Annotated in this window: 16 protein-coding genes and 3 rRNA genes; 2 read left to right on the top strand and 17 right to left on the bottom strand. The window is 32.9% G+C overall.

What is annotated here, in order from left to right; all coding sequences use genetic code 4:
• Nucleotides 1-14: 14 nt before the first annotated feature.
• The 8 genes from AACL07_RS01595 to AACL07_RS01560 form a co-directional block, all read right to left on the bottom strand.
• Nucleotides 15-1,550 carry a VWA domain-containing protein gene (locus tag AACL07_RS01595; RefSeq protein ID WP_338984071.1) on the bottom strand — a complete coding sequence of 512 codons (1,536 nt, stop codon included), beginning with the start codon at nt 1,548-1,550 and terminating at the stop codon, nt 15-17.
• Nucleotides 1,551-1,571: 21 nt separating this feature from the next.
• Nucleotides 1,572-3,137, bottom strand: a complete 1,566-nt coding sequence (locus AACL07_RS01590; RefSeq protein WP_338984069.1) for an AAA family ATPase — start codon at nt 3,135-3,137, stop codon at nt 1,572-1,574.
• A gap of 13 nt (nt 3,138-3,150) precedes the next feature.
• The gene (locus AACL07_RS01585; protein WP_338984067.1) at nt 3,151-3,816 is read right to left on the bottom strand and encodes a hypothetical protein; all 666 of its coding nucleotides are present in this window, start codon (nt 3,814-3,816) and stop codon (nt 3,151-3,153) included.
• Nucleotides 3,817-3,891: 75 nt separating this feature from the next.
• The gene (locus AACL07_RS01580; RefSeq protein ID WP_338984065.1) at nt 3,892-5,955 is read right to left on the bottom strand and encodes a hypothetical protein; all 2,064 of its coding nucleotides are present in this window, start codon (nt 5,953-5,955) and stop codon (nt 3,892-3,894) included.
• Between the two features lie 8 nt (nt 5,956-5,963).
• A complete protein-coding gene (locus AACL07_RS01575; RefSeq protein ID WP_338984063.1) occupies nt 5,964-6,698 on the bottom strand; it encodes a hypothetical protein in 735 nt (244 codons plus the stop codon).
• A gap of 25 nt (nt 6,699-6,723) precedes the next feature.
• On the bottom strand, nt 6,724-7,488 hold the full coding sequence (locus tag AACL07_RS01570; protein ID WP_338984061.1) for a hypothetical protein: 765 nt from the start codon (nt 7,486-7,488) through the stop codon (nt 6,724-6,726).
• Nucleotide 7,489: 1 nt separating this feature from the next.
• Entirely contained in the window at nt 7,490-8,080 is a 591-nt protein-coding gene (locus tag AACL07_RS01565; protein ID WP_338984059.1) for a hypothetical protein, read from the bottom strand.
• A 52-nt stretch (nt 8,081-8,132) separates the two neighbouring features.
• On the bottom strand, nt 8,133-10,322 hold the full coding sequence (locus AACL07_RS01560) for a hypothetical protein (protein WP_338984057.1): 2,190 nt from the start codon (nt 10,320-10,322) through the stop codon (nt 8,133-8,135).
• Nucleotides 10,323-10,432: 110 nt separating this feature from the next.
• Between AACL07_RS01560 and AACL07_RS01555 the strand changes: the two genes are divergently transcribed.
• A complete protein-coding gene (locus AACL07_RS01555) occupies nt 10,433-12,523 on the top strand; it encodes a hypothetical protein (protein WP_338984056.1) in 2,091 nt (696 codons plus the stop codon).
• A gap of 72 nt (nt 12,524-12,595) precedes the next feature.
• On the opposite strand, the gene rrf is transcribed toward AACL07_RS01555, so the two are convergent.
• From rrf to AACL07_RS01535, 4 genes are all read right to left on the bottom strand, one after another.
• Nucleotides 12,596-12,703, bottom strand: a 5S ribosomal RNA gene (gene rrf / locus AACL07_RS01550).
• Nucleotides 12,704-12,789: 86 nt separating this feature from the next.
• Nucleotides 12,790-15,696: ribosomal RNA gene (locus AACL07_RS01545) — 23S ribosomal RNA — on the bottom strand.
• Between the two features lie 296 nt (nt 15,697-15,992).
• A 16S ribosomal RNA gene (locus tag AACL07_RS01540) occupies nt 15,993-17,513 on the bottom strand.
• The 16S, 23S and 5S rRNA genes sit together here, the layout of an rRNA operon.
• Before the next feature lie 324 nt (nt 17,514-17,837).
• Complete coding sequence (locus AACL07_RS01535) at nt 17,838-19,355, bottom strand: hypothetical protein (protein WP_338984055.1); 1,518 nt, start codon at nt 19,353-19,355, stop codon at nt 17,838-17,840.
• Nucleotides 19,356-19,437: 82 nt separating this feature from the next.
• On the opposite strand from AACL07_RS01535, the gene AACL07_RS01530 reads away from it, so the two are divergent.
• Nucleotides 19,438-20,322, top strand: a complete 885-nt coding sequence (locus tag AACL07_RS01530) for an SPE_1075/MLC_0560 family membrane protein (RefSeq protein ID WP_338984053.1) — start codon at nt 19,438-19,440, stop codon at nt 20,320-20,322.
• A 28-nt stretch (nt 20,323-20,350) separates the two neighbouring features.
• On the opposite strand, the gene AACL07_RS01525 is transcribed toward AACL07_RS01530, so the two are convergent.
• From AACL07_RS01525 to AACL07_RS01505, 5 genes are all read right to left on the bottom strand, one after another.
• On the bottom strand, nt 20,351-21,766 hold the full coding sequence (locus tag AACL07_RS01525; protein ID WP_338984051.1) for an NADP-dependent glyceraldehyde-3-phosphate dehydrogenase: 1,416 nt from the start codon (nt 21,764-21,766) through the stop codon (nt 20,351-20,353).
• Between the two features lie 43 nt (nt 21,767-21,809).
• Nucleotides 21,810-22,565, bottom strand: coding sequence for an RNA methyltransferase (locus AACL07_RS01520; protein WP_338984050.1), 756 nt, complete (start codon nt 22,563-22,565; stop codon nt 21,810-21,812).
• Entirely contained in the window at nt 22,555-23,055 is a 501-nt protein-coding gene (locus AACL07_RS01515) for a dUTP diphosphatase (protein WP_338984049.1), read from the bottom strand. Before AACL07_RS01515 ends, AACL07_RS01520 begins: the two co-directional genes overlap by 11 nt.
• Nucleotides 23,056-23,154: 99 nt before the next feature.
• The gene (locus AACL07_RS01510; RefSeq protein WP_338984048.1) at nt 23,155-24,438 is read right to left on the bottom strand and encodes a glucose-6-phosphate isomerase; all 1,284 of its coding nucleotides are present in this window, start codon (nt 24,436-24,438) and stop codon (nt 23,155-23,157) included.
• A gap of 3 nt (nt 24,439-24,441) precedes the next feature.
• Nucleotides 24,442-24,771, bottom strand: coding sequence for a S1 RNA-binding domain-containing protein (locus AACL07_RS01505; RefSeq protein ID WP_338984047.1), 330 nt, complete (start codon nt 24,769-24,771; stop codon nt 24,442-24,444).
• Between the last annotated feature and the right edge of the window lie 32 nt (nt 24,772-24,803).

Here is a 24,803-nt window from a genome sequence, read left to right as displayed (position 1 = left end):
AATCCTATCTATTATTAATTTCTATTAATTTGTTTAAAAATATCTTTTGGATTAGTTAACCTACTTCTAGTTGGGTTTAATTCATTTGATAGATCTGAAATTATTTTTTCAGATGTAAATGGATCTCTTGGATCATATGTCCATGAGTTATCAAATAATGGTTGGATTGATTTATTTTTTAATATACCAATAGATATTGCGTGAAATCTATTTCTTAATGATTTCAACTCATCCACTTTATCAAATATCTCATCTGGTAAGTCTGGGTTTAGAAAGTCAGAAAGCATTAATAAATCTGCATTCTTTCATCTTTTTTGACTCATAACCCTAACTGTATGCGCAAGAGCTGGTTCAATATTTGTTGACCCATTAAAACTTTGAGATAAAAAATTAACAAGATTTTTTAATAGTGTTTTTGTTTTAGACAGATCAACTACTTCAAGTCCATTTGAAAAGTTAATCATATAACAACTTCTTCTTTCTTTAATTGCAATCTTTGTAATAGCTAAAGCAAGTGATTTTGCAATTTGTTCTGGACTCCCTTGCATTGAAGCCGAAGTATCTACACAAAGAATGATTGGTCCTTTTTCTTCTGGGACTTCAACTCTATATGTGCGTTCTTCAACAATGCGTTCTGGAACTTCTTCAAATGAAAGAAAGTCAAAAACTTGTAATTGCCCTTCTACGAATTTCTTGTAAAAGATATTTTCTAATACAGGAATTCCTAGAACTGCAAATTCAGGCGTTAGAACATGTTCTAAGACATTAGACTGAGACACACCCACAATTTCTTCTGTTGCGTTGTAAACAGGCTTTAATTTTGTTTTTATAGGTAAATCTTTTAGTTTGCGCTCTTCAAATAAATTACTTTTTTCAGATTGTCTACCAATCATTGATGCAATTTTTACAATCGCTGGATTGTTTTCTAAATAACTTGCAAACATTTCTAATGTTTTAATATTGATATTTTTAGACAATGTTTCTTTATCGTCAAAAACATCACCAAGAAAATTTCAAACTGTTTTTAATAGTTTTGATGATTGGTCATATATTTCAATGTAGTCATATAGTTTTTCAATGAATTTCATTCTTTGTTCTTCTACAACTATCATTCGATATTCAACAACACTTTTAGTCAAAATTAATTCTCATGTATTTATGAAGTTTTTGAAAATCATTGTTGGATCATTATTTTGTTTATTAAATTCATATCTATAAAAGTTTAATCTGTTGTAAAAATGTGATTTAACATTGTAAAGAAAATCTTGTATTTTGTTATAACTTTTCTTTACTCCTTCATATCCATTTATTTGTACTCAGTGAAATAAATAAATTTCTTTTTCTAAAGCTGGAGATAGTTTAATTTTTCTTATGTCATGTTTAACTGTTTCATCATAGAAATCATTGATTCGATCATCAAAAAAATTAGCAGGAAGACGTCTACTCTTTATCGCAAGCATATATTTAGGATTTATTAAATCCTTATTGCGTAGGTATCCTAACTCTTTTTCTAATTTCTTATCTATTCTATTTTCTAATTGAAATTCCACAGTGGCTCCTAAAAGTTATTTTTAAGTATTTGAACCCGGTTTGTTTGTTGTAACTTCTGGTGATGGATCAACTGGAGTTTCGTTTATTTTTTGTACTCTTTTTTCAAGATCTTCATGTTCTTCTTGTTCTTGTTGTTTTACTATGTCGATGTATTCTGCAAACGCACTATTCAGCACTAAGTCAAATTGTTGTTTAAAGAATATACTTGAAGTTTTTTCAAGTCTTTCTTTTTCTTCTACCATTAAGTTTGGTAAGTGTTCAACTTTTCAAGTTACATCTTTTATTTGTTCTAAAAGAGCATCAAGTTCGTTTTGGTCTTTTTTATTTTGAATTTCAAATGAAACAATTTCATTACCAATTTTGATTGATCTTTCATTTGAATAAGTAACACCTGCTTTTTTAATTACAACTAAGTTATCTAATTCATCTCCACAAAAAATTTCAATTTCAGTAGTTGTTTCTTTATTGTGAAATATTCTTGTGTAATCTTCTACTTTAATAAAACAAATTGGGTTTTCAGACGTTTTTCATAATAGTCTGTGGTAGTTCCCTGGTAGTTTTTTAGAGAACACATTTTGATAAATGCTTTTTTCACTAATAGTATCTAATACATATGCGTATTGTTTTTTCAATTCAACAAGTTCTATTTTGTATTCTTCTCATCTTTTAAAGATATCAACTTTTAATGATTCGAAATAGAACTCATTAAATAGTGCACGATATTCTTCTTCTTGTAATTCATCATCTCAAATACAGTATGGAATTATTAATCAATCTTGTTTATCTACTTTAGCTCTTCCGTTGAAGTATGCTGAAGTTTTCATTAAACCTGCAATTTTTTTTCAACGTCTATCTGAAATATAAGCTTCACCTTCAGTTGCAACATCCAATCCTTTTCTTATATCTGAAATAAAATTAAATGTTAAAGAATCTAATTGAACTTTTTTAATTTCTTTTTGTCATGCTTCAAATTCGACAGCTTTAATTTGTAAGTTTGGATCAACTTCAACCTCTAAAGCAGCATCCCCACCAATCATGTCATTAAAGTTTTTTTCGTCTTTTAAACCTTCAACAATATATCTAATAATAAATCTATCAAATAGAGCTTCAAGTCCTTGACCTTGCATTGGTAATTCGTTTGATGCAGAAATTAAAAGTTTCATTGGAACTTTCATATCTTCTCCAGCATTTCTAAAAATCTTTTCATTAATGATTGTTAGAAGCGTGTTTTGAATTGAAGGTCCAGCTTTTCAAATCTCATCTAAGAAAACAATATCAGCTGATGGAAGATATTTATTTACTAATCTTTTGTATTCACCTTTTTGAATTCCTTCAATTGAGATTGGTCCAAATATTTCTTCTGGTGTTGAAAATCTATTCATTAGGTATTCAAAAATTGACCCGTTGTTAAATGCATATTTAACACGACGAGCTACAAGTGATTTAGCAATCCCTGGTTTACCAAGTAAAAATATTGATTCACCAGCTAACATTGCTAATATCGAAAGTACGAATACTTCGTTTTTTTCATAAACACCTTTTTGAAGTTGTTTAATTAATTCTTCTATTCTATTTGTTGTTGTCATTCTCTTATTCCTTTTATACTTCTAAGCTCAATCTTTGTCTTATGTCATCAGATTTAACGACTAAGAAACATGAACCTATAATTTGAATTATTGTTGTTGTTAGGACTAATACAATTAATAATGGATAAATTTTACTTACTTCAGCTCCACCTTCGAATAGTGAAATACTGTTAAATATAATTAAACCTGCACAAATTAATTCAAAAAATATAAAGTATGCTATTGCAAAACCAATGTAAACCATAGCTCAACGCTTTACACCACCAACCGTTCTAGTTAATATCATTGGCAGAATATAAAATAAACTAAATATTAAAGACACATACATGAGACCATAGGCCGCCACATGACTAACGTCAATTCCGAAAAACACAATGTTAATTCCGAATGTTTCTTCTATAGTTGCAAGTAATCCATATTTACCTAAAATAAATGAAATCACAATTGTCATTATTGCTGCTAGAAAAATTAATAATCTACCTGCAATTTCTAACTTAACACTTCAAAATAATTTTCTACCTGAAAAGTTATTTACTTTTGTTGGAGGTACATAACTAAATTTCTTTTGTTCTGCTCGTGAAAGTTCGCTTAGATCCGATTCATATTTTTTTCGTCTGTTTTCATCATCTAATAAATTAATTTCTGGAAACTGACTTTTATGATTTGGTCTTGTTCTCATTTTGTTTGTACCTCCTTTTTATTTAATAAGTCAATTATATATATTATTTATATAACTTACTATTAATAGTTTGTATTACTCTTCTGGTTCAGGAATTGGTTCAGGTTCTGCTTCAATGAAGAAACTTGTTGTTTCCATTTCACCAAAAAAGTTCAATACGCTTTTTGGTGCACTAAATTTAATCTTGTAATCACCTGGTTTTAATTTTCCATTTTTAACAGGTCCAACCAACTTCATTTCAATGCTGTTATACTCGTTTGATTCAATTGGATATCCCTCGGATTTGGATGCATTATCTATTCAATTTTGTAACTCTTTCATTAATTCGTTTTTGACTTGTGAGATTATCGTATACTCAGATGTTCTTGTATCTCATTCATTTCTAGAGTTTAGATTGTCAACATTTGCACTCATGTTTGCTTGGAACTCGGATATGTTTTTTTTCTTTTTACCTACCGGATCTTCTTTGGTCACAGAACTTACATTATGGTTTTTTGTAATTTTATCTGTAATTCCTGAAAGGATTGACCCATCTTTGTTGTATCTATATAACTCTACAGTTGTTGTAGCTGGAAAAAAGTTGAATGAATTATCTACATAAACCTTCGAAGAATCCTTTCCATTTCTTGGATAATTTTTCATTGGTCCTGATGCGGCCAACATTTTATCAACAGCTACATTTTTAAGCACACCTTCACTTACTCCTAAACTGTTTAAACTTTGTTTAACAGCTGCTTCAATATTTTTCTTAATATTGAAATTTTGTTGATTTAAATCATAGTTTATTGTTGAAGTGTCACTATCAAATTCTATGTCCTCAAGAACAGAATTTATATCAGTTTGAATCTTATAACTATCATAAGAAACAGTACCTCTTGAGTATGGAGTTTGATCATAATAAATATTTGTAGGTCTTCTTGTCAACGAACCCTGTCTTTCACTATTTACATTTAAAAATTTAACTTCCACTTGGTTAGTAAAGACATTATGTTCTGATCTAAATATTGTTCCATTTTTATCAGAAATGTCATCATTAAAATCTTGACCAACATAACCTTTGTAAGAGTTGATATCACCTGAATTTAGTGGCAATTCAAAGTTTCCCTTTCTATCTGATTTTCTATATCCAGATGGGTCGTTTTGAAAAGTTGGCATTGATATTCCAATCTTATTAAAAATGGTTTCTATTTTCTTGTATTCACTTGTGTGTTTTTCAAAAAGGCCAGCTCCAAAATTATTTAAGTTATTTATTTTTTGACTATCATATTTAACATGTAATGTTTTTGCATTTGCTGACTCCGAAATTTCGTTTGAAGGAATCGAACCACCCACCGGATTAATTGTGTCAAGAAGATTCATATTGCTTGGTGTCATATCATAATAACGTCTAAGTAACGAAGATAATACTTTGTCATTTTCACTTCTTTTATTTATCCCACCGTCAGCGACAAAACTCTTAATTGATTCATTGTTCATCAATGTTAGCATCTCTGCAAATGGTATGTTTGGTCCGTGATCTAAGCTGTAATCATAAGTTTTTTGTAAATCAAATGGTTTGTTCCTACCATCAACTACACCTAATCTCAAATTGAGCCTAACACCATAATGAAAGATTCCATCATATGTAGCAGAGGATTTGAAAAATATCTCCCCATATTTATTTTGGCCTTCGTATGGATATTCTAATATAGTTGGGAATAATGCTAAATTTTTGACTTTTTTACCACTGTATAACACATGGCCTTCTTCGCCTTCATTTAATGGTGGTATTCATTTCGCACCTGTTTCAAATAGCATTCCGTGAATTACACTATCATCAAGTTCTTTAACTCACTCACCACTTCTTAGATATGTCCTTATCTTTGAAATATCATTTTCTGTAACATAAATCCCAGTGTCACTTTTTTCACCAACAGTGAAACGTATTTTATCGTCTTGGAACTTATCTGATATTACTTGTTCTAATGATTTGTCTAATTCAAAAGCTTCACTTCATGGATCCTTATTTTCATAATTTGCTTTTGCAACTAAAGAATAAATTATTGTAACTGACGGAGCCACTACAACTGAAACACCTAAAAGAATAAACAATATCTTGTTTCCTTTTCTTGAAATTTTTCAGTTTCTTTTAGTTGCCATTTGAGTCCCTATTTACTTTTTAATTCTTTTGCAAGTGCTTTCCTTTTTCATAATTTTGATAAGTGTTTTTTCTTAATTGGATTACCATTCATGCTGTTAACATTGTCAATAACGTGTTGTTCAAGATTATCTTTTTCAACTGATAGTTTAATCAACTCATCTCTTTCGCTTACTAATTTATTTTGTTTTTCAGATGCTGTTTCAAATATTTTTTCTTCTCTCAAATATTCAAATGCTTTTCTCATTTTTCATTGTTTTTTTACTTCTCTTCAAAGTAGAACTTTTGAAATCATTACTATTGATATCCCCGTACCTATCACAGCATAACTTGCGGTAATATAGGGATTTGAATACCCATAAATGTTTTCATATGAAATCATTACAGCTATACATGCAATTACATATGCAAGAATAAACGCTGATGAAATGAATATATATGTTTTAATTCTTGCAGCCCTTTTCATAAAAATATATGGGAATACAGTAAATATAGAAATCGGTAATGATGCCAAAAGTGTTATCAAACCCACAATTATATATCGGATCTTGAAACTAAAATGACTTTGTTCTCCAATTATGTTTTCAAATTGGTTAAATATTCTTGCACAACCAGCACCTACAAAAAATGACATCATTAATAAAGTTAAGGTTACAAAAATAATTAAGTTTCTAGTTGCAAGTTCAATTCTAGTATTTCAACCTAATTGTTTTTCTGCTGTTTTGTCTTCAATTTTAGCTATCATGATAACCCTCCTTTTATTTGATATACTATTGGCTGTTATAGTTTCTTATGTTTGCCTCAACTATTCTTTTGTTAGTGGCGCGAACACCTCTAACAGATGAAAATAAGAGCACAAATCCAAAGAATGTAGTTACTATTGCAATTGATATTGAAGTTATAAATGGTGTAAATGAAATCAATTGTAATGAGTTATATACTTCTCAATTGTTTAAATTAAATAACACCGTTATCACTATTGTGATTAGTAACATTACTATTCCGTTTGATATAGAAATAAAAAATAATGTCTTAGTTCAAAATGAAACTGTTTCAATTTTTTGAGCGGACAATATTGGAATAACAATAAATAATAATTGTCCAATAAAACCAGTAATCAAGATAAATGCCGCAATTATTATTAATGGTGAAAATAAGAAAAGTAACTTATTTGTAAACCCAGGAATCCCTGTGATCAAATTATTTGTTAGACCAAAGAACGTATTTGCCATTGTAGCCATCAAAGACATGAACGCTGCAAATATAACTATTTGACTAATAACAATTACCGTTCTTGCGAACCCTTCTTTACCAGTTGAAAAATAAATTCTATCTTTTTCAGATATTTGTTTCTTTTTAAGTGCTCGTTTTGTTCTATCTTTTACTTTATTTAAATCATCAGTAACTAATGAACTAATTATTTTTTGTTCAGGATCTGCATCTAATGCTTGGAAAGAACTTGATCTTGGGTCAACATAATCAATTACTTCTTCTTGAGATTCCGGTACGGTTCTCATACGATATTTCTTTGCCATATTACCCCCTATTACCTTTTGGGGTTTCTATTCCAAGGTCATTGCTATCATCAATAGCTTTTGTTACCTTTTTAATTAATTTTGATGAAGATGAAATCATCATGATGCTTCCAATTGAGATTAGAGCAATATTAATTACAGCTAATACAATACCAAGAATATTGAATTTAACGGGAAATAATGAAATTGAGATTATTGATCATATCAATAAACTGACCGATACTGCCAATCCAAGAATAAATATTATTTGTCCAGTATCTTTTACTGCTTTAGCATTTTTCACCACTAAAAGCGGAACCATAAATGCCAGACAAACCAACATACCAAGTGTTGTTAAAGCAATCAAAGTTGATCTAAAGAATGCGTCGGCAATACCAATTGCATTTATTACTTCGTGAATTGGTAGTTTGCTTGCAATAAATGCAGATAAAGATGCAAAGTTAATCATAAAGACTACCAACATCACTACTTGAGAAAGCAAAAGAATTGAACGGCCAATGCGTTCAATTCTTGTTGAAAAATACATTCTAGTAAACTCGACACCCATCTTTTCCATTTTGAGGGCTTTTTGTTCGCTTTCTGTCTGTGTCATATTAAAATTTCTTGTTTTGTTTTCGATCATAGTTCCAATTTACTTCTTAAAATTATATTTTTAATATTGATATATTTAGGTTGGTTAGTTTAATAACACCTTTAAATGCACTATGTTCAACTAATGAAGTTAAACTTTCAGTTATATCAACTGAAGTGCCATTGCCACCATTCATAGGTTTAAGTTTATCGCTTATAATTTTTTGTAATGTTTTTTTAGCACTGCCGTTAATTGTCCCCCAATCTTGTATCAGCATTGAAGTGCCCTCAATTTCAGATTGGATATTTTGTTCAATTAATTTTGATTTAATTTCATCAAAGATTCTGTTTGTAACTTTTTTAATAGAGACATCAATTTCTTCTGGAGTTGCTTGGACAAAGTACATGAAGTCCTGAACATCTTTAAAGTCCAGTTCATAAGTATTTACATTTGGTGTATCAGTAACTTTTAATACACCATGTGTTACAACGGCAATCGGTTGTACAGGACCGCCCATTGGGAACTCCTGTGAATATTCAACTCACTCACCTGTTTTAATTGATTCTGATACTGCTGATGCAAGTTCGTGTAGTTCTTCATCTTTAACGAGAGCATCAGTGTTCATTGAACCAAGTTCCTTTCCAATATGTTTTTCAATTTGAAGTTTGAATGTATTGAACAATTCTTCTTCGGTCGCTTGTTTTGATAACATTATCGGTTCTACTTCTGTATATATGTAAGTAGGATTATTTCTAAATGTAACAATGACACTCATACCATTTTTAAACAATCTTTGTTCATTGTTGACATCAACCATTGAAGTAAAAGTAATCGTTTTTGATGATCCAAGTTCCATTGTACGAATTGTTTCTTCTATAATTTTAATTCACTTATCTGGTTGTGACTCTGTATCGAAATGCTTACGTTCAATTGCTGGTCATTTTGAATAACCTGAGTATTTTTCGGCAATTGATTGGTTAGCTTCTTTTACAAGGAAATCTCAAATCTGTTTTTCAATATTAATAATCTCTGGTCCTGCCGTTTTTCCATTAACATCAATTATCTCATTCATTATGAATTTACCTGGTGCAGGTTCAATAATTTCTTCATCTACTTGATTTAATAAACTTAAGTCAATTGGTTCGATTTCTAAATCTCCAGAAATAATAATGTCATTTTCACTACGCCCAAAAACCGTTTCGTTCATATCAGATTTTGAGTGACCATACGAGTTGTTAGGGATGATTTTTTTATCTCCAAAATCTTTTGGGATTAATTCACTGTCTTTTCAATCAAAATCATAATAATCAGAAAAGTTTTTTGAAACCCCACCTTCGTTTAGGATTGTGTCTGTGTCTTTAACAGATTCTTTTATTGCTTCAAAAACATCTTCTTCATATTCTTTTGTAGTTGGTGGATGTTTGTAGTCAAAATTAACATCAATGACATGTTTGTTTACTATCGCATTGTAAAATACTATTTTAAAATTACCTAAAAAATATGTTTTTGATCCTTCATCTCAAAATGCTTCTTTTGTTGTTAATGAGAACTCAACTTTTTGGTTTGCAGTATTTTCTTCTATTGTTTTTGTGATAACTTTCATTTCAAAATTATCATGCAATTCAAAAAATGAATCCGGATAGTCAACGTCATTTGGGTCAGTTGATGTTTGAAACTTTTCTTTAGCAGTTTTAATTAACTCTAATTTAAACTTATCCAACTCATCTTTATCTACTTTATCGCTTGAAACATAAAATCTAGTAAGGTCCGTCATTGATTCTTGAGTTGGGTCTCCACCTGCGTTTCCTTCACCAGGTCCTTGCCCCGGTATTTCAACCTCTTCTTCACCTACGGTGTCTGTTTCTATCAATTTAAATTTAATATTTATTGCACCAAAATATTTAGAATCCTCTTCAGAAATCACAGTATAAACTGCATATCCTGTGTGGCTATAGTCTGGAGCATTAGTTACCCTTTCAAAGAACTCGTCACTTGTAACTACTTGGCTCATTCTTAAATCTGATGGTATTTTTTTTTCAACTTTTGCTTGTTCGAAAACTTTTGACAAAGCATCACCATAATCAATAGCAGTTTCTTCACTTATTGGTTCAGCAATAACTACTGGTTCTTCCATTGTGATTGACATCGAAACATTAATCTTGTCATTAATTATTCCAGTAGTTCCAGTACCACAAGAAACAACTCCTATTACAGGAATTGTAGTCATGATTGTAACTGTAAGTAATTTCAATAATTTTTTCATATTAGTACTATTATACTTAAAAAATTAATTATTATTAGACCCATAACAATTGTTTTATGTATTTAATTTATATAAAATCACATTAATAAAATCGTATTGGAGTATCTGTTGTGGCTAAAAAACCAGGTAGTTGAAAGAAACTAAATGAACTAACAGGAAAAGTTAGAATTATACCTAGAAACAATAAAATGAAAATTGGTATTTTTTCGTCTGTCTTCTTACTAAGTGCTGCCGCCTTTACTACAACAGCTTATTTTTTTGTTACTGACGTTGTTAATTACAATGGTATTAAAACTCACGGTCAGCTACCAAACTGGAACTTTAAAAAAGGAAATGGTTTTGAGGTTGATTTTGCAAAAACTCCAATGAACCATATCACCGATGATCAAGTAGCATTTGTCAGAGTTGTTCATGAAGCACAAGATGGCCATGTTAAATATGAAACAGTAGAAGCCACTTCTTTAAGGCTTCAATACGCATACAACGATATCTTTGAAAGAGCACCTATTGATTTCATAGCTGAAAACCCTATTTATGGTTCTACATTTTCTGACGCGAGCCAAATTGAAGTTGTAGATATTTATACTGATGTTAATTTGACAAATAAACTAGATATTAATGATGTTCAAAGTAACAACTTCAATGTTGCAAATTCTGTTTTATTTTTGAAAATAAATTACAAAGGTGAGCCAATTAAAAATGCTTTATTAATGCCAACTTTATTTTATGGAAATGATGGATTCCTTTCTAATTTTATGCAATTTAAATTGCTAAATAATATGCATAAAAAAAATGAAGACGGTACCTACCCCAATAATCAAAGTTCAATTTTGGGTGAACAATCAAGTAAATTACTTTTAGAAATTGAAGGAAAAGATTCAAAAGGCAATGCAAAAAACACAGATAAACTTTACGATTCATACGAAAAATTGTTTAATCTATTCTTTGAAGAAAATAAAAATGACTCAAGTAAAGGCATTGATAACAAAGAATTTTCTGATTACACATCTAATCCATACGATAACTTCGTAATTTCTGGTGTAAATAAAAATGACAAATTTATTAAGGAAAAAAATTCAAAACTTGACCTTAAAGAATTTGATTCGACATCTCAATTATTTGATATTAACCAATTATTTTCAATTGGTACTACAAGCAATAGAGTTGAAGATATTAGCAATCGCGCAGGTAATATTGATACAATTAAATTCTTAACACCTTTTGTAACATTTCTAAAAAACATATACGTACAAAGTGATGGTGACTTTTTCATTCCAAAGGAGTTCTTGAGTGACAATAGTGGAAACTGGACATGATGGAATGCAATTGAAGTTTTATACACTTCTCTTGAATCAAAAGATAAATTAAATAGATATACCACTACCCAAGATGATGACCAATACTATTTTATGTTTTTACCTGAGGAAGGATTTCTGCAAAAATCTTTATCTAAACTAAAAGATGATATCCATAGAATAATCAATAATGCATTGACTGGTAACGGTCAAGACGTTAGTGGATTATTAATTGATGCTTTTAATAGAATTAAAAAAGACATAGTTAAAAAAGGAACTCATTCAAAATATTGATGACTGTTCGATTTTGACTTTTTGCCCTTTCAATCATATTGAACTTCCGAATCATATGACTATAGTCTTGTTGAAAAAGATAGAATTCAACAAAATGTTTCTTCTGGTAATAGCGGAAGTTATATCTACATTGATAAGCCAGAATTACATGAAGTTGTTAAAACCGATTCTACTTATGACTTGAGTACAGGTCTCGGTATAACTAGTTTATTTACTGATCTTTGATCTGCATCAACAATATTTGATGACAACGATGGTGACTTAGAATTGAATACTTTGACATTTTCTAAAGGTTCAATTGGTGAAAAAGAAATTTTTGAAGAACTTGTAAAAAATACACATACTTTTTTAACATCAATTAGTGAAAAAGTTAATATCAGCAGTATGCCTGCTAGTGAAACCGCATGAGAAATGATAATTAAGAATGGTTTTGATTTTGCTCGCACAGACTTCGGACTAACAATACCGCTAGATAAGTTTAATAAGCCTATCGTGGACGAGAATGGAGAAATACATTCAGTAGACATAGCTGGTGAATTAAAGGACACTACAGGTGTTCCAAAACACTTACAAAAAATAACATTTAGATTTAATATTAAATGAATAGATTAATAGGTTAACCACACCTATTTTTTTATGTCTAAAATGAACAAACAAAAAAACACCTTTCGGTGTTTTTAAACAAACTGGCAATTACCTATTTTGCACTTGCGTACTATCGTCGGCGTTACTGATCTTAACTTCTGTGTTCGGTATGGGAACAGGTGTGACCTCAGCACTATTGTCACCAGATTTGTCTGGTTGTTCAAAGAATTAATCATTCTCTGAAAACTGAACATTAGAATTAATTTATGCAATATTTTTTTGGATTTTCTTATTCAGAAAAGCCCTCGATCTATTAGTACTGGTAAGCTAAATACCTCGCGGCACTTACACACCCAGCCTATCAACCATGTGGTATTCATGGGATCTTACTTTCTCAAGGAAATGGGAAAACTCATCTTAAAGGAGGCTTCTCGCTTAGATGCCTTCAGCGATTATCCTTTCCGCACGTAGCTACCCTGCTATGCCACTGGCGTGACAACAGGTGCACCAGAGGTGCGTCCATTCCGGTCCTCTCGTACTAGGAACAGCTCTCTTCAATTTTCCAACGCCCACAACAGATAGGGACCAAACTGTCTCACGACGTTCTAAACCCAGCTCGCGTACCGCTTTAATGGGCGAACAGCCCAACCCTTGGAACCGACTACAGCTCCAGGATGCGATGAGCCGACATCGAGGTGCCAAACCTCCCCGTCGATGTGAACTCTTGGGGGAGATCAGCCTGTTATCCCCGGGGTAACTTTTATCCGTTGAGCGACGGCCCTTCCACACGGGACCGCCGGATCACTAAGTCCTGCTTTCGCATCTGTTCGACTTGTAAGTCTCGCAGTTAAGCACCCTTCTACCTTTGCGCTCTGCGTACGATTTCCAACCGTACTGAGGGTACCTTTGAGCGCCTCCGTTACATTTTAGGAGGCGACCGCCCCAGTCAAACTACCCACCATGCACTGTCCCTGATCCGGATAACGGACCTAGGTTAGAACTTCAATATAGCAAGGGTGGTATTCCAAGGTTAACTCCACGGCCACTGGCGTGACCGCTTCAAAGTTTCCCACCTATCCTCTACATGCTATACCAAAATTCAATACAAAGTTATAGTAAAGCTCCACGGGGTCTTTCCGTCTAGTTGCGGGTAACCAGCATCTTCACTGGTACTAAAATTTCACCGAGTCTATTGTTGAGACAGCGAAGGGATCATTACGCCTTTCGTGCGGGTCAGAACTTACCTGACAAGGAATTTCGCTACCTTAGGACCGTTATAGTTACGGCCGCCGTTCACCAGGGCTTCAATTCAATGCTTCACCGAAGCTAACATCTCCTTTTAACCTTCCGGCACTGGGCAGGCGTCACCCCATATACTTCGTCTTACGACTTTGCATAGAGCTGTGTTTTTGTTAAACAGTTGCCCCTTCCTCTTCACTGCGACTCACTAAAAGTGAGCACCCCTTATCGCTAACTTACGGGGTAATTTTGCAGAGTTCCTTAACAATAGTTATCTCGCTTGCCTTAGGATTCTCTCCTTGACCACGTGTGTTCGTTCTAGGTACAGGTACCTATGTCTTAAGTTAGAAGCTTTTCTTGGAAGCGTAGAGTCATGGACTTCGCTAATTACCGAAGTGTTCACTCCCCATCACATTTCAATGTTAAAGTACGCGGATTTGCCTACGTACACACCTTTATGCTTGGACCCTCATATCCATCAGAGGGCATCCACTATCTTTCTCCGTCACTCCATCACAACATAGGTAGTACAGGAATATCAACCTGTTGTCCATCGACTACGCCTTTCGGCCTCGCCTTAGGTCCTGACTAACCCTGGGTGGACGAACCTTGCCCAGGAAACCTTGGTCAAACGGCATGGAGGATTCTCACCTCCAAACGTTACTCATGCCGGCATAATCACTTCTAAGCGCTCCACCAGTCCTCACAGTCTGACTTCATCGCACTTAGAACGCTCCCCTACCACTGTATCTCTACAATCCTAAACTTCGGTAATCCGCTTAAGCCCCGGTACATTTTCGGCGCAAAGGCACTCGACTAGTGAGCTGTTACGCACTCTTTAAATGATGGCTGCTTCTAAGCCAACATACTAGCTGTTTGTGCACCTTCACATCCTTACACACTTAGCGGATATTTTGGGACCTTAGTTGTAGATCTGGGCTGTTTCCCTCACGTGCATGGACCTTATCACCCATGTACTCACTGCCGAGTATGGTATTATGGCATTCAGAGTTTAATTCTATTCAGTACCCCTAGGTGGGGCCATCATAGATTCAGTGCTTTACCTCCATAATCCTTAACCTCGACGCTGACCTTAAAGCCATATCGGGGAGAACTAGCTATCTCCGGGTTCGATTGGAATTTCACCACTAGCCACAAGTCATCCACGGTCTTTTCAACGAACGTTGGTTCGGTCCTCCATTTGGTTTTACCCAAACTTCAACCTGCTCATGGCTAGATCACCCGGTTTCGTGTCTACGACAACGTACTAAACGCCCTATTAAGGCTCGCTTTCACTACGGCTCCACATATTCTGCTTAACCTTGCACGCTATCGTAACTCGCCGGCTCTTTCTACAAAAAGCACGCCATCACCCATTAACGGGCTCTGACTTCTTGTAAGCATATAGTTTCAGGAACTATTTCACTCCCCTCTCGGGGTTCTTTTCACCTTTCCCTCACGGTACTGGTTCACTATCGGTAAAATGGTAGTATTTAGGCTTACCCAGTGGTCTGGGTGGATTCAGACAAGGTTTCTCGTGCCCCGCCCTACTCAGGATACTCCTACGAGATCTATACATTTCGTATACCGGGCTATCACCGTCTATGGCACTGCTTCCCAACAGCTTCTACTATATATAAATTTTGTAACTCTAAAAGGAGTCCTACAACCCCGGTAAAAACCGGTTTGGCCTGTTCCGCTTTCGCTCGCCGCTACTTACAGAATCACATTCGTTTTCTTTTCCTCTTGGTACTAAGATGTTTCAGTTCCCAAGGTTCCCTTCTCGCCACCTATGTATTCAGTGGTCGGATAATATGAGATTAATCATATTGGGTTTCCCCATTCGGACATTTCCGGATCAAAGCTTACTTCCAGCTCCCCGAAACTTTTCGCAGGTAATCGCGTCCTTCATCGGCTCCATTTTCCAAGGCATTCACTATATGCCCTTACTATACTTTTCTTAAGAAAATCCTATTGCATTATTATTAATAACTAAGTTTGAAATTTTAGTATTTTTTACCACTAATATATTTTTATTGAACTCAATTTTTCAATTGGTTATAAAAGTTACAAACGTATAACTAAATGTTACACGTTGGAAAAATGTCTAATTTTCATCTAATATTCAGTTTTCAAAGAACGATTGATACTTTCAGAAATTGTTCTTTCGAACAATCTCTGAAAACTAGATAGAACTAATGATATTGGTCACACAGTTGTTTAACGATTCAACTGCTTCTTTTCTATTACTCCATAGAAAGGAGGTGATCCATCCCCACGTTCCCGTAGGGATACCTTGTTACGACTTAACCCCAATCGCTAACCCTACCTTGGTACGCTCCCCCCTTGCGGTTAGGATACGTACTTCTGGCATTGCCAACTCTCGTGGTTTGACGGGCGGTGTGTACAAGACCCGAGAACGTATTCACCGCGGCATTGCTGATCCGCGATTACTAGTGATTCCGGCTTCATGGAGTCGAGTTGCAGACTCCAATCCGAACTGAGACCGCCTTTTGAGATTAGCTCCTCCTCGCGGGATTGCGACTCTTTGTAGCGGCCATTGTAGCACGTGTGTAGCCCAGGGCATAAGGGGCATGATGATTTGACGTCATCCCCACCTTCCTCTAGTTTGCACTAGCAGTCTCATTAAAGTGCTCAACTTAATGTTAGTAACTAATGATAAGGGTTGCGCTCGTTGCGGGACTTAACCCAACACCTCACGGCACGAGCTGACGACAACCATGCACCACCTGTATTAATGTTAACCTCCGTTATATCTCTATAACATTGCACTATATGTCAAGCCCTGGTAAGGTTTTTCGCGTTGCTTCGAATTAAACCACATGCTCCACCACTTGTGCGGGTCCCCGTCAATTCCTTTAAGTTTCACTCTTGCGAGCATACTACTCAGGCGGAGTACTTAATGCGTTAGCTGTGACACCGAATAATTCCGATATCTAGTACTCAACGTTTACGGCATGGACTACTAGGGTATCTAATCCTATTTGCTCCCCATGCTTTCGTGCCTCAGCGTCAATAACAGGCCAGTAGACCGCCTTCGCCCCTGGTGTTCCTCCATATATCTACGCATTTTACCGCTACACATGGAATTCCATCTACCTCTCCTGTATTCTAGTAAGACAGTTTTCAAGGCGAACCGGAGTTGAGCTCCGGGCTTTAACCTCAAACTTATCTAACCGCCTACGCACCCTATACGCCCAATAAATCCGGATAACGCTTGCCACCTATGTATTACCGCGGCTGCTGGCACATAGTTAGCCGTGGCTTCCTCGTAGGGTACCGTCAGACACAGACCATTTCCTGTCCGTGCTATTCTTCCCCTACAACAGAACTTTACGATCCGAAGACCTTCATCATTCACGCGGCATTGCTTCATCAGACTTTCGTCCATTGTGAAAAATTCCCTACTGCTGCCTCCCGTAGGAGTTTGGGCCGTATCTCAGTCCCAATGTGGCCGATCAACCTCTCAGTTCGGCTACGTATCACTGCCTAGGTGGGCCATTACCCCACCTACTAGCTAATACGCCGCATCCTCATCCTTTGGCGGACCAAACGGTCCTTTTAACACTTTCTCATGCGATAGTAGTGTCCCATGCGGTATTAGCAGTCGTTTCCAACTGTTATTCCCCACCTAAGGGTAGATTAGATACGTGTTACTCACCCGTTCGCCACTAGGGTGCAAGCACCCTCGTTCGACTTGCATGTATTAGGCATGCCGCCAGCGTTCATCCTGAGCCAGGATCAAACTCTCAATAAATTGTTATTTATCGTTTAATTTGTTTCGAGACTCAATATCATTTAAATTGTCATATTTTGTATGTATTTGTTTACTTAAAAGAAATCAACTTGTCAAGACAAGTAATTTTTTTTGTTGTATGTTCTATCTAGTTTTCAAAGATCGTTCAATAAAGTGTAAAAAAACAATGAAATTGCAATAATTTCCAGCTTTTTTTCTCTATTTCTTGCGTGTGATTAATCACACTAAACAAATATTACCACAAGAAAAACTTTTGTGTTAAAAAAATAAAACTTTTTTTAAAAATTTTTTTAAATAAAAAATGAACATAAAATGTTCATTTAATTAGTCTAAATCTCAGTCTATTGTTGAAGTTGACTGCGGTTTGGTGTCTTCATTATTTTTGTCTTTATTATCCTGATTTACAGTTCGATTGAATATTATTTCATCTGTATCTTCGTATGTATCTTCGGGTGCATTAGACTGAATTGTTTGTCTTATTTCTTGACTAACCATCACTTCATCTGTGTCATAAAGAGGTTCAGTATCAATTTTAGTTTGTCTTATTTGTACAGTGTTATTTTGTCTAATATCATTATATGTGATTGTCTCGTCGACATTTCTTAATGGGTCTTCTACTTGTGTTAAGTTAGTTGAAACAATTTCAGTTGGAAGTGCATGTATTATTTCTTTAATTTTTTCTTTTTTAATTTTTTTAACAACTGCGGGTTGAACTGCAGCCGGAGCATGATTTCTTTTAGGTTCTAAAAGTTGTTTTATTCTTTCTGAATCACGTAATAAATCTTCTTGTTCTATTGTGTTATTTTTAACTCTATTATTTGATGCACTAAAAAACGGATCTTCATTTACTTGGTTTTGGTTTACAACCCTATTTCTTGGCATGAAATATTCACCATTATCTAAATTATTATTTTGAACAATTTCACGTTGTGGTGAAATGGGTTCATTTTCATCTTTTAATCTTCTTTCGTAATCATCAAATATTTTTTCGACATCTCTATCTACTTTTGTTGGAATCTCAAGATCAGATTTACTTACCTTTGGAATTTCTGTTTCATACTTAGGTTGTTTTGGCTGTTCAACATATGGTTCTAAACTACTATCTGTTAATAATTGTGTTTTTAGTTGTAAACCATATACTTCTTCAAATTCATCAATTGATACTCTACCGTGAGATGCTGCAACTTTACGTTGTTGAATTTCATTTCTTTCAAGCCCTGGTTGTAGTGAACCCATACCGTCTTCGTCTAAATCTTCATCTTCGTCAACGATTGATTGTTTTTCTTTCTTGTTAAATATTTTTTTTGGTTTGAAAGAAAATGATTTGTTACTACTTCTAAATTTATCTGCCACAATTGGAAATCAAAGCACATTCGAATATACAAACAATATAAAAACTAAACTCAGCATTGTTCCAGACAATGCAATATTAAATACTAGACTTGTAACTTTTGTTTCTCCAAATGTTAATGGATTACTTTCTCCAATAATATTATCAATTGCAATATATCCATAAAAATATAATCCAAATACAACAATTGATATGAATAACACTATATTCATAACTATTATTAATCCAAATGTTTTTTGTTCTAAAAAAGCTTCATATAAATAAAAGACAATTAATAAGATTAATAAAGCAATTGATAATGTTCCAATTAGCGGAACAATTAATTTGTTAGCTGTAGTGATTGATGTTGGGTCGCCAAAGTCTTTAAAAATTGTTTGATCAAACAATGTCCCAAATACAACACCATCATCACCTTGAAATAATATAAAAGGTAAAATCATGAATAATGAGATAATAGTCAGTAATGTAAATTTAATTATTTTAGATATCATATTTAGCCCTTTTCTTTAATTACTATTTTATAATAAATGTATACAAATTATATATATTATATGAACAAAAATTGGAGACATCATGTTTGAAATAAAAACAAAATGAAATTATCTAGTTAAAGATATAAGCTTAAATAAAAGAAATTATTCATTTCGAATAGTAGCTCTTATTCTTGGATTATATATATTTACCTTGGGTATCACTATAGGTTCACAAACGGCCGTTGGAGTTAGCATGATTGACTTCACTATATTTTCTGGTTTATTTTCATCAGAGGGTTTAATGGAAACTCAAGGAACAACAATAGTTCCTGGAACTATTAAAGTACAAGATAGCCCTTATGCCCTATATTGCGGATTGTTATATGTTGGAATGTCTATCGTATCTTTAATATTTATGTCAATCTGAGTTGCTAAAGATTATAAAACTACACGTAACAAAATGTTATTTGTAATGATGGGTCTGGCAGTTGTTGGTGATATCATAATAATCTTAGGAATTCCATTATTAATCGAAATGAACTTACTTTATATTCCTGGTGCTGCAATTGCAAACGCTGCACCAGGGATTCGAGTTTATATATTTATGTTAGCATTCGCATGTTATGCACTAGGTATTGCGCTTTGAGTATATGCAAGTTTATTATCTGGTCCTTACAATTCTATTTGCACAAACTTTTTAAAAGTAACGGGAATTAAATCTTATTCAGTTGGTAGAACTGCTATGAACTTATTAATACTTGCCCCTGGTTTCATAGTAATTATTATTATGGGGTTAACCGGTACACCTTGAAGTGATATCGGAAACTTCTTAGTAGTAAACATTAGCTTTGGGACTGTGTTTTATGTATTTGTACTTGGAATAGTTGTTACAGCTTGAGGTAAACTAATTAGAAAAATCTTAATAGTAAAACCCCATGTTTCACCCGATGAACCAAAACAAACAGAGTTAAATCTTAGTGAATAAAAAAAGTTGTTAGTGATCTAACAACTTTTTATTTTCAATTAATAACAATACCTTTATAACGAGTCATTGAATTTAATGACTCTTTGATACCTTGGACACCTTCTCCCGAATCTTTGATTCCTAAGAACGGAAAATTATCAGGTCCACGTTGTGGTCTTGAATTAATGTTAACTGTACCTACTTCAATTTGTTTAGCTACACTAAATGCCAAATTAATATCTGTTGTAAACACTGATGACTGTAACCCAAAATTTGATTCATTTTGGATTGTTATAATTTCATCCAAATCTTTACATCTAATAATTGGAAGTACTGGACCAAATGGTTCTTCTCAAGCAATTCTCATATCTTTAGTTACGTTATCAATTAATGTAGCTTGTATTAAATTACCTTCGTATGTTCCACCAGTTTTAATTGATGCGCCTTTAGTTTTAGCGTTATCAATTAATCCCATAATATAATCTCTTGTTGGCTCATTAACCACAGGTACTATATCGGGATTTGTTTTTGGGTTTCCGTGTTTAAATGCTTTTATTTTTGCCTCTAATAATGGAACCAATTTATCAGCCACTTCATTAGTTGTTAGTACACGTTTTATAGCTGTACATCTTTGTCCAGCAAAACCAAATGAACCACTAATAATTTCTGATACATATAGATCTAAATTTTTATCATCTAAAACTAAAGCAGCATCTTTACCACCAAGTTCTAAAACGATGTTTGAAGTTTTTGCGATTGATTTAATTCTTTGACCAACCTTTACTGAACCAGTAAAAGAAATCATGTTGATGTTTTTATTTGAGACAATAATGTCACCAATATCGCTTCCCTTACCAGTAACTACGTTAAATATACCTTTTGGCAATTTAGCATCAACTCACAACTTTCCAATAAATGAACCAGTTAATGACCCTTGTGTTGCTGGTTTAAATACAACTGTATTTCCAGTTAATAGTGCTGGAATTATTTTTGCTAATGCTAAGTTGAATGGATAGTTGAATGGTGAAATAGCACAAACTACTCCAACAGGCACTCTTTCAAATACACCTATTTTATTTTCAATTCCTCAACCCTTAGCGTCCATTGCTGTTGGATAAAAACGTCTAACTTCTTCGATTGTAAAATCAATTATTTCAACTGTTCTTTGTACTTCTGCTAAAGACTCTTTTAATGGTTTGGCAATTTCTGCCATCATAATGTCTGCAATTTTATCTTTATTTTTGATAATTTCATTTTTAAATTTTTCAATAACTTCTATTCTTTTAAGCAATTGAGTTTTCTCTCACTCTTTTTGTGAAGTTTTTGCAACGTCATATGCATTATTGATATCTGATTCTAATAACGCACTAACAGTACCAATTACTTTATTGTCAATTGGGCTTAAAATATTTTGTTTATTTTTTGTAACAATGAACTCATTGTTAATCATTGCTTTGTAATCCATACTTACCTCGTGAATGTTTTGATTTTACCACTAAATCAAATTATTAGATTTTATATATACTACTCATTATTATTGAACCAGCAATGGCAACATTTAGTGACTCAACTTCTTCACTCATCTTAATTACATAGTTAACATCAATTGATTCTAAATATTCGATATCAATCCCATTACCTTCATTTCCTAAAATAAGTGCAATTTTTTTATCCTTAAATTTCGTATTTGATGTGATAGTTTTTTTTGAATCTTGATTCAAAAAAGTACCTACAATTAAATACTCGTTCGCTTTTAAAAACTTAATCATTTGTTCAAGATTCTTTTTAACAAGACTCATTGAAAAATGATTAGCTTGTGTTGATCTAACAACTTTTGGGTTAAAGAAACCAACACTTCTTTCTCCAGCTACAATTGAATTAAACCCAAATGCTTTTGCACTTCTAATTAAAGTTCCCATGTTACCCGGGTCTTGTACATCATCTAAAACTAAAACATTACTACTTAAATCAATTTCTTTTTCAATTATTTTACAAACAGCAAATACACCTTGGTTTGTTTTGACGGCACTTATTTTTTGAGCCACCTCTTCTGTAATTAGGTATTTTTTAATTGCATCTCCATATTCACTCAACTTGATTGTGTTTTTGTTTGTGAATAATATTGATTCAATAACTCCATATTTAAGAGCTTCTTCGATTGTATGTACACCCTCTAAGATGTACTTTTCTGAATAATCAGTTTTCAATTTTGAAATTTCTTTTATGTACTCGTTTTTTGTACTTGTGATTGTATTAATATCCATTGTCTTGTCTCTCAAAATTTTTCTTATTTTTTTCGTTATATATTTTTAATATTTCATCAGTTTGAAAATTTAAGTTAAATCCAATGTTTAAAAAACTTGTTAACATTTCATCATATGTTATTGTGTCTAGTTTTTTGTTGAATGTATTAAATTTCTCAATAATGTCGATAATACAATCATCAATATTATTTTTAAAATAATTATCTTTGTGGTCATTGAAGTTAAATGATAAATCATTACCTATAGAAATAATAAAGTGAATACCATCAATAAACTCTTCAATTAAATCGTTTTGATTTATGTTGCGTTTATTTGATCAGTACTTAAAGCTTTTTTCTTCATTAATAAATTCAAATAACTCAACCATAAATGCGATTCTTTTTTTCTTTTTAACATCATCATTTACAGTAATTTGTTTTGATTTAATTATGTAGTTATCAAGCATTGATTGTTTTTCACTTAAATAAACTAATTCAGTATTTTTTATCATAAAAACCTCACTACTATTTTAACAAGATAAATGTTTTAATGATTTTTAATTGCATAAATAATGCATAAATAAAAAAGCAGTTTTAACTGCTTTTTGATTCTATTTAATTCCTGGTTTCCCGAGTAGTTTAAACATATTTTTTTTATAAACCTCAACACCTGGCTGATCAAATGGATTAATACCCAATAGATAAGCACTCATAGCACAAGCTTTCATAAATCAATATGTTGCATAACCAAACATTTCATCATCCATTTTATCAAACTCTAAAACAATATTTGGAATTTGAGCGCCATTTACATGGGCATCAATTACTCCTTCAATTGCGATATTGTTAATTTTGTGTAATGAATTTTTAGTTAAATAGTTTAGTCCGTCTAAATCATTTTCTAATTTAGGAACATTGATATCCACTTGTGGTTTTTTAACACGAATAATTGATTCAAATATTATGTTTTTTGTACCATCTTGAATAAATTGCCCAAGTGAATGAAGATCAGTTGAAAAAATACAACTTGTTGGCAAAAGACCTTTACCATCCTTACCTTCTGATTCTCCAAATAATTGTTTTCACCATTCAGTAAAAACTTGTAATTGAAGTTCGTATGATACCAACATCTCAGATGAATATTTTTTCTCTGTGTGAAGTAAGTATCTCGCGATCGCATATTGGTAAGCATCATTCGATTCTTTTGATAGATCTTTTTTGGATTTTAGTGCGCCTCTCATTATTGCGTCAGTGTCAACACCGGCTACCAATAATGCAAATAATCCAACCGGAGTTGTTACAGAGAATCTACCACCGATGTCATCTGGAATTACAAAAGTTTCATATCCTTTTGCGTCAGCCATTTCTTTTAATGCACCACGTGATTTATCTGTTACAGCAACGATTCTTGATTTAGCAACATCATTACCTTTTGTGTTAATTAAGAATTCTTCAAAAATTCTAAATGCGATTCCTGGTTCTGTTGTTGTTCCTGATTTAGAAACATTAACAATTCCGAATTCTTTGTTTTTGATATAGTCAAGTATGTTTTGAGTGTAAGTTGAACTCATAGTGTTTCCCACATATATTAATTCAACTTTGTCAGTTGGGTATAAACCTCTGATCATTTCATCTGCTGCTCTAGCACCAAGATAACTCCCTCCGATTCCTACAACTAATAAAACATCTATTTTAGAACGCAAGTCGTTTGCAACAACTTTCATTCTATCGTGTTCTGCTTTATTAAAAGTTTCTGGTCAATCAACTCATCCTAAGAATTCGTTACCAAGACCTGATTTTTCATGGATCATTTTGTGTATATTAGAAACTTTATTTTTGTCAAACTGTTTTACTTCTTTTTCAATTCCTGAGAATTTTAAATTAGTATTAATCATTAATTACCTTTTGTTTACTTTTTTATCAGTATTTGATTTTAGTTTGTCAAAACCATCACCAGTTTCTCTAATTTCTGATGACTTTTTTAGTTCTGGTCTAATTGATTTGTAACTCAATTTCAATTGTTTTTTATCGTTATTTACTTCTAAGATTTCAACATCAACTTCATCACCAACATTTACAAAGTCAGTAATAGCTGTAACGAAGAAGTCAGAAAATTCAGAAATGTGTATTAATCCTTTTCAAACCTCATCTTCATTATGATGCTCAATAAAAGCACCAAAGTTTTCTATGGCAGTAATTTTAACTTTAATGTTATCTGCTTTTTTCATACAATAATATTCTCCTGTCAGGCCCACGCCTT

This window comes from Spiroplasma endosymbiont of Othius punctulatus (assembly GCF_964019505.1).
Lineage (GTDB): Bacteria > Bacillota_I > Bacilli_A > Mycoplasmatales > Mycoplasmataceae > TIUS-1.
Note: the sequence above shows the minus strand (reverse complement) of the source record. Positions and strands in the feature narration are given on the sequence as shown.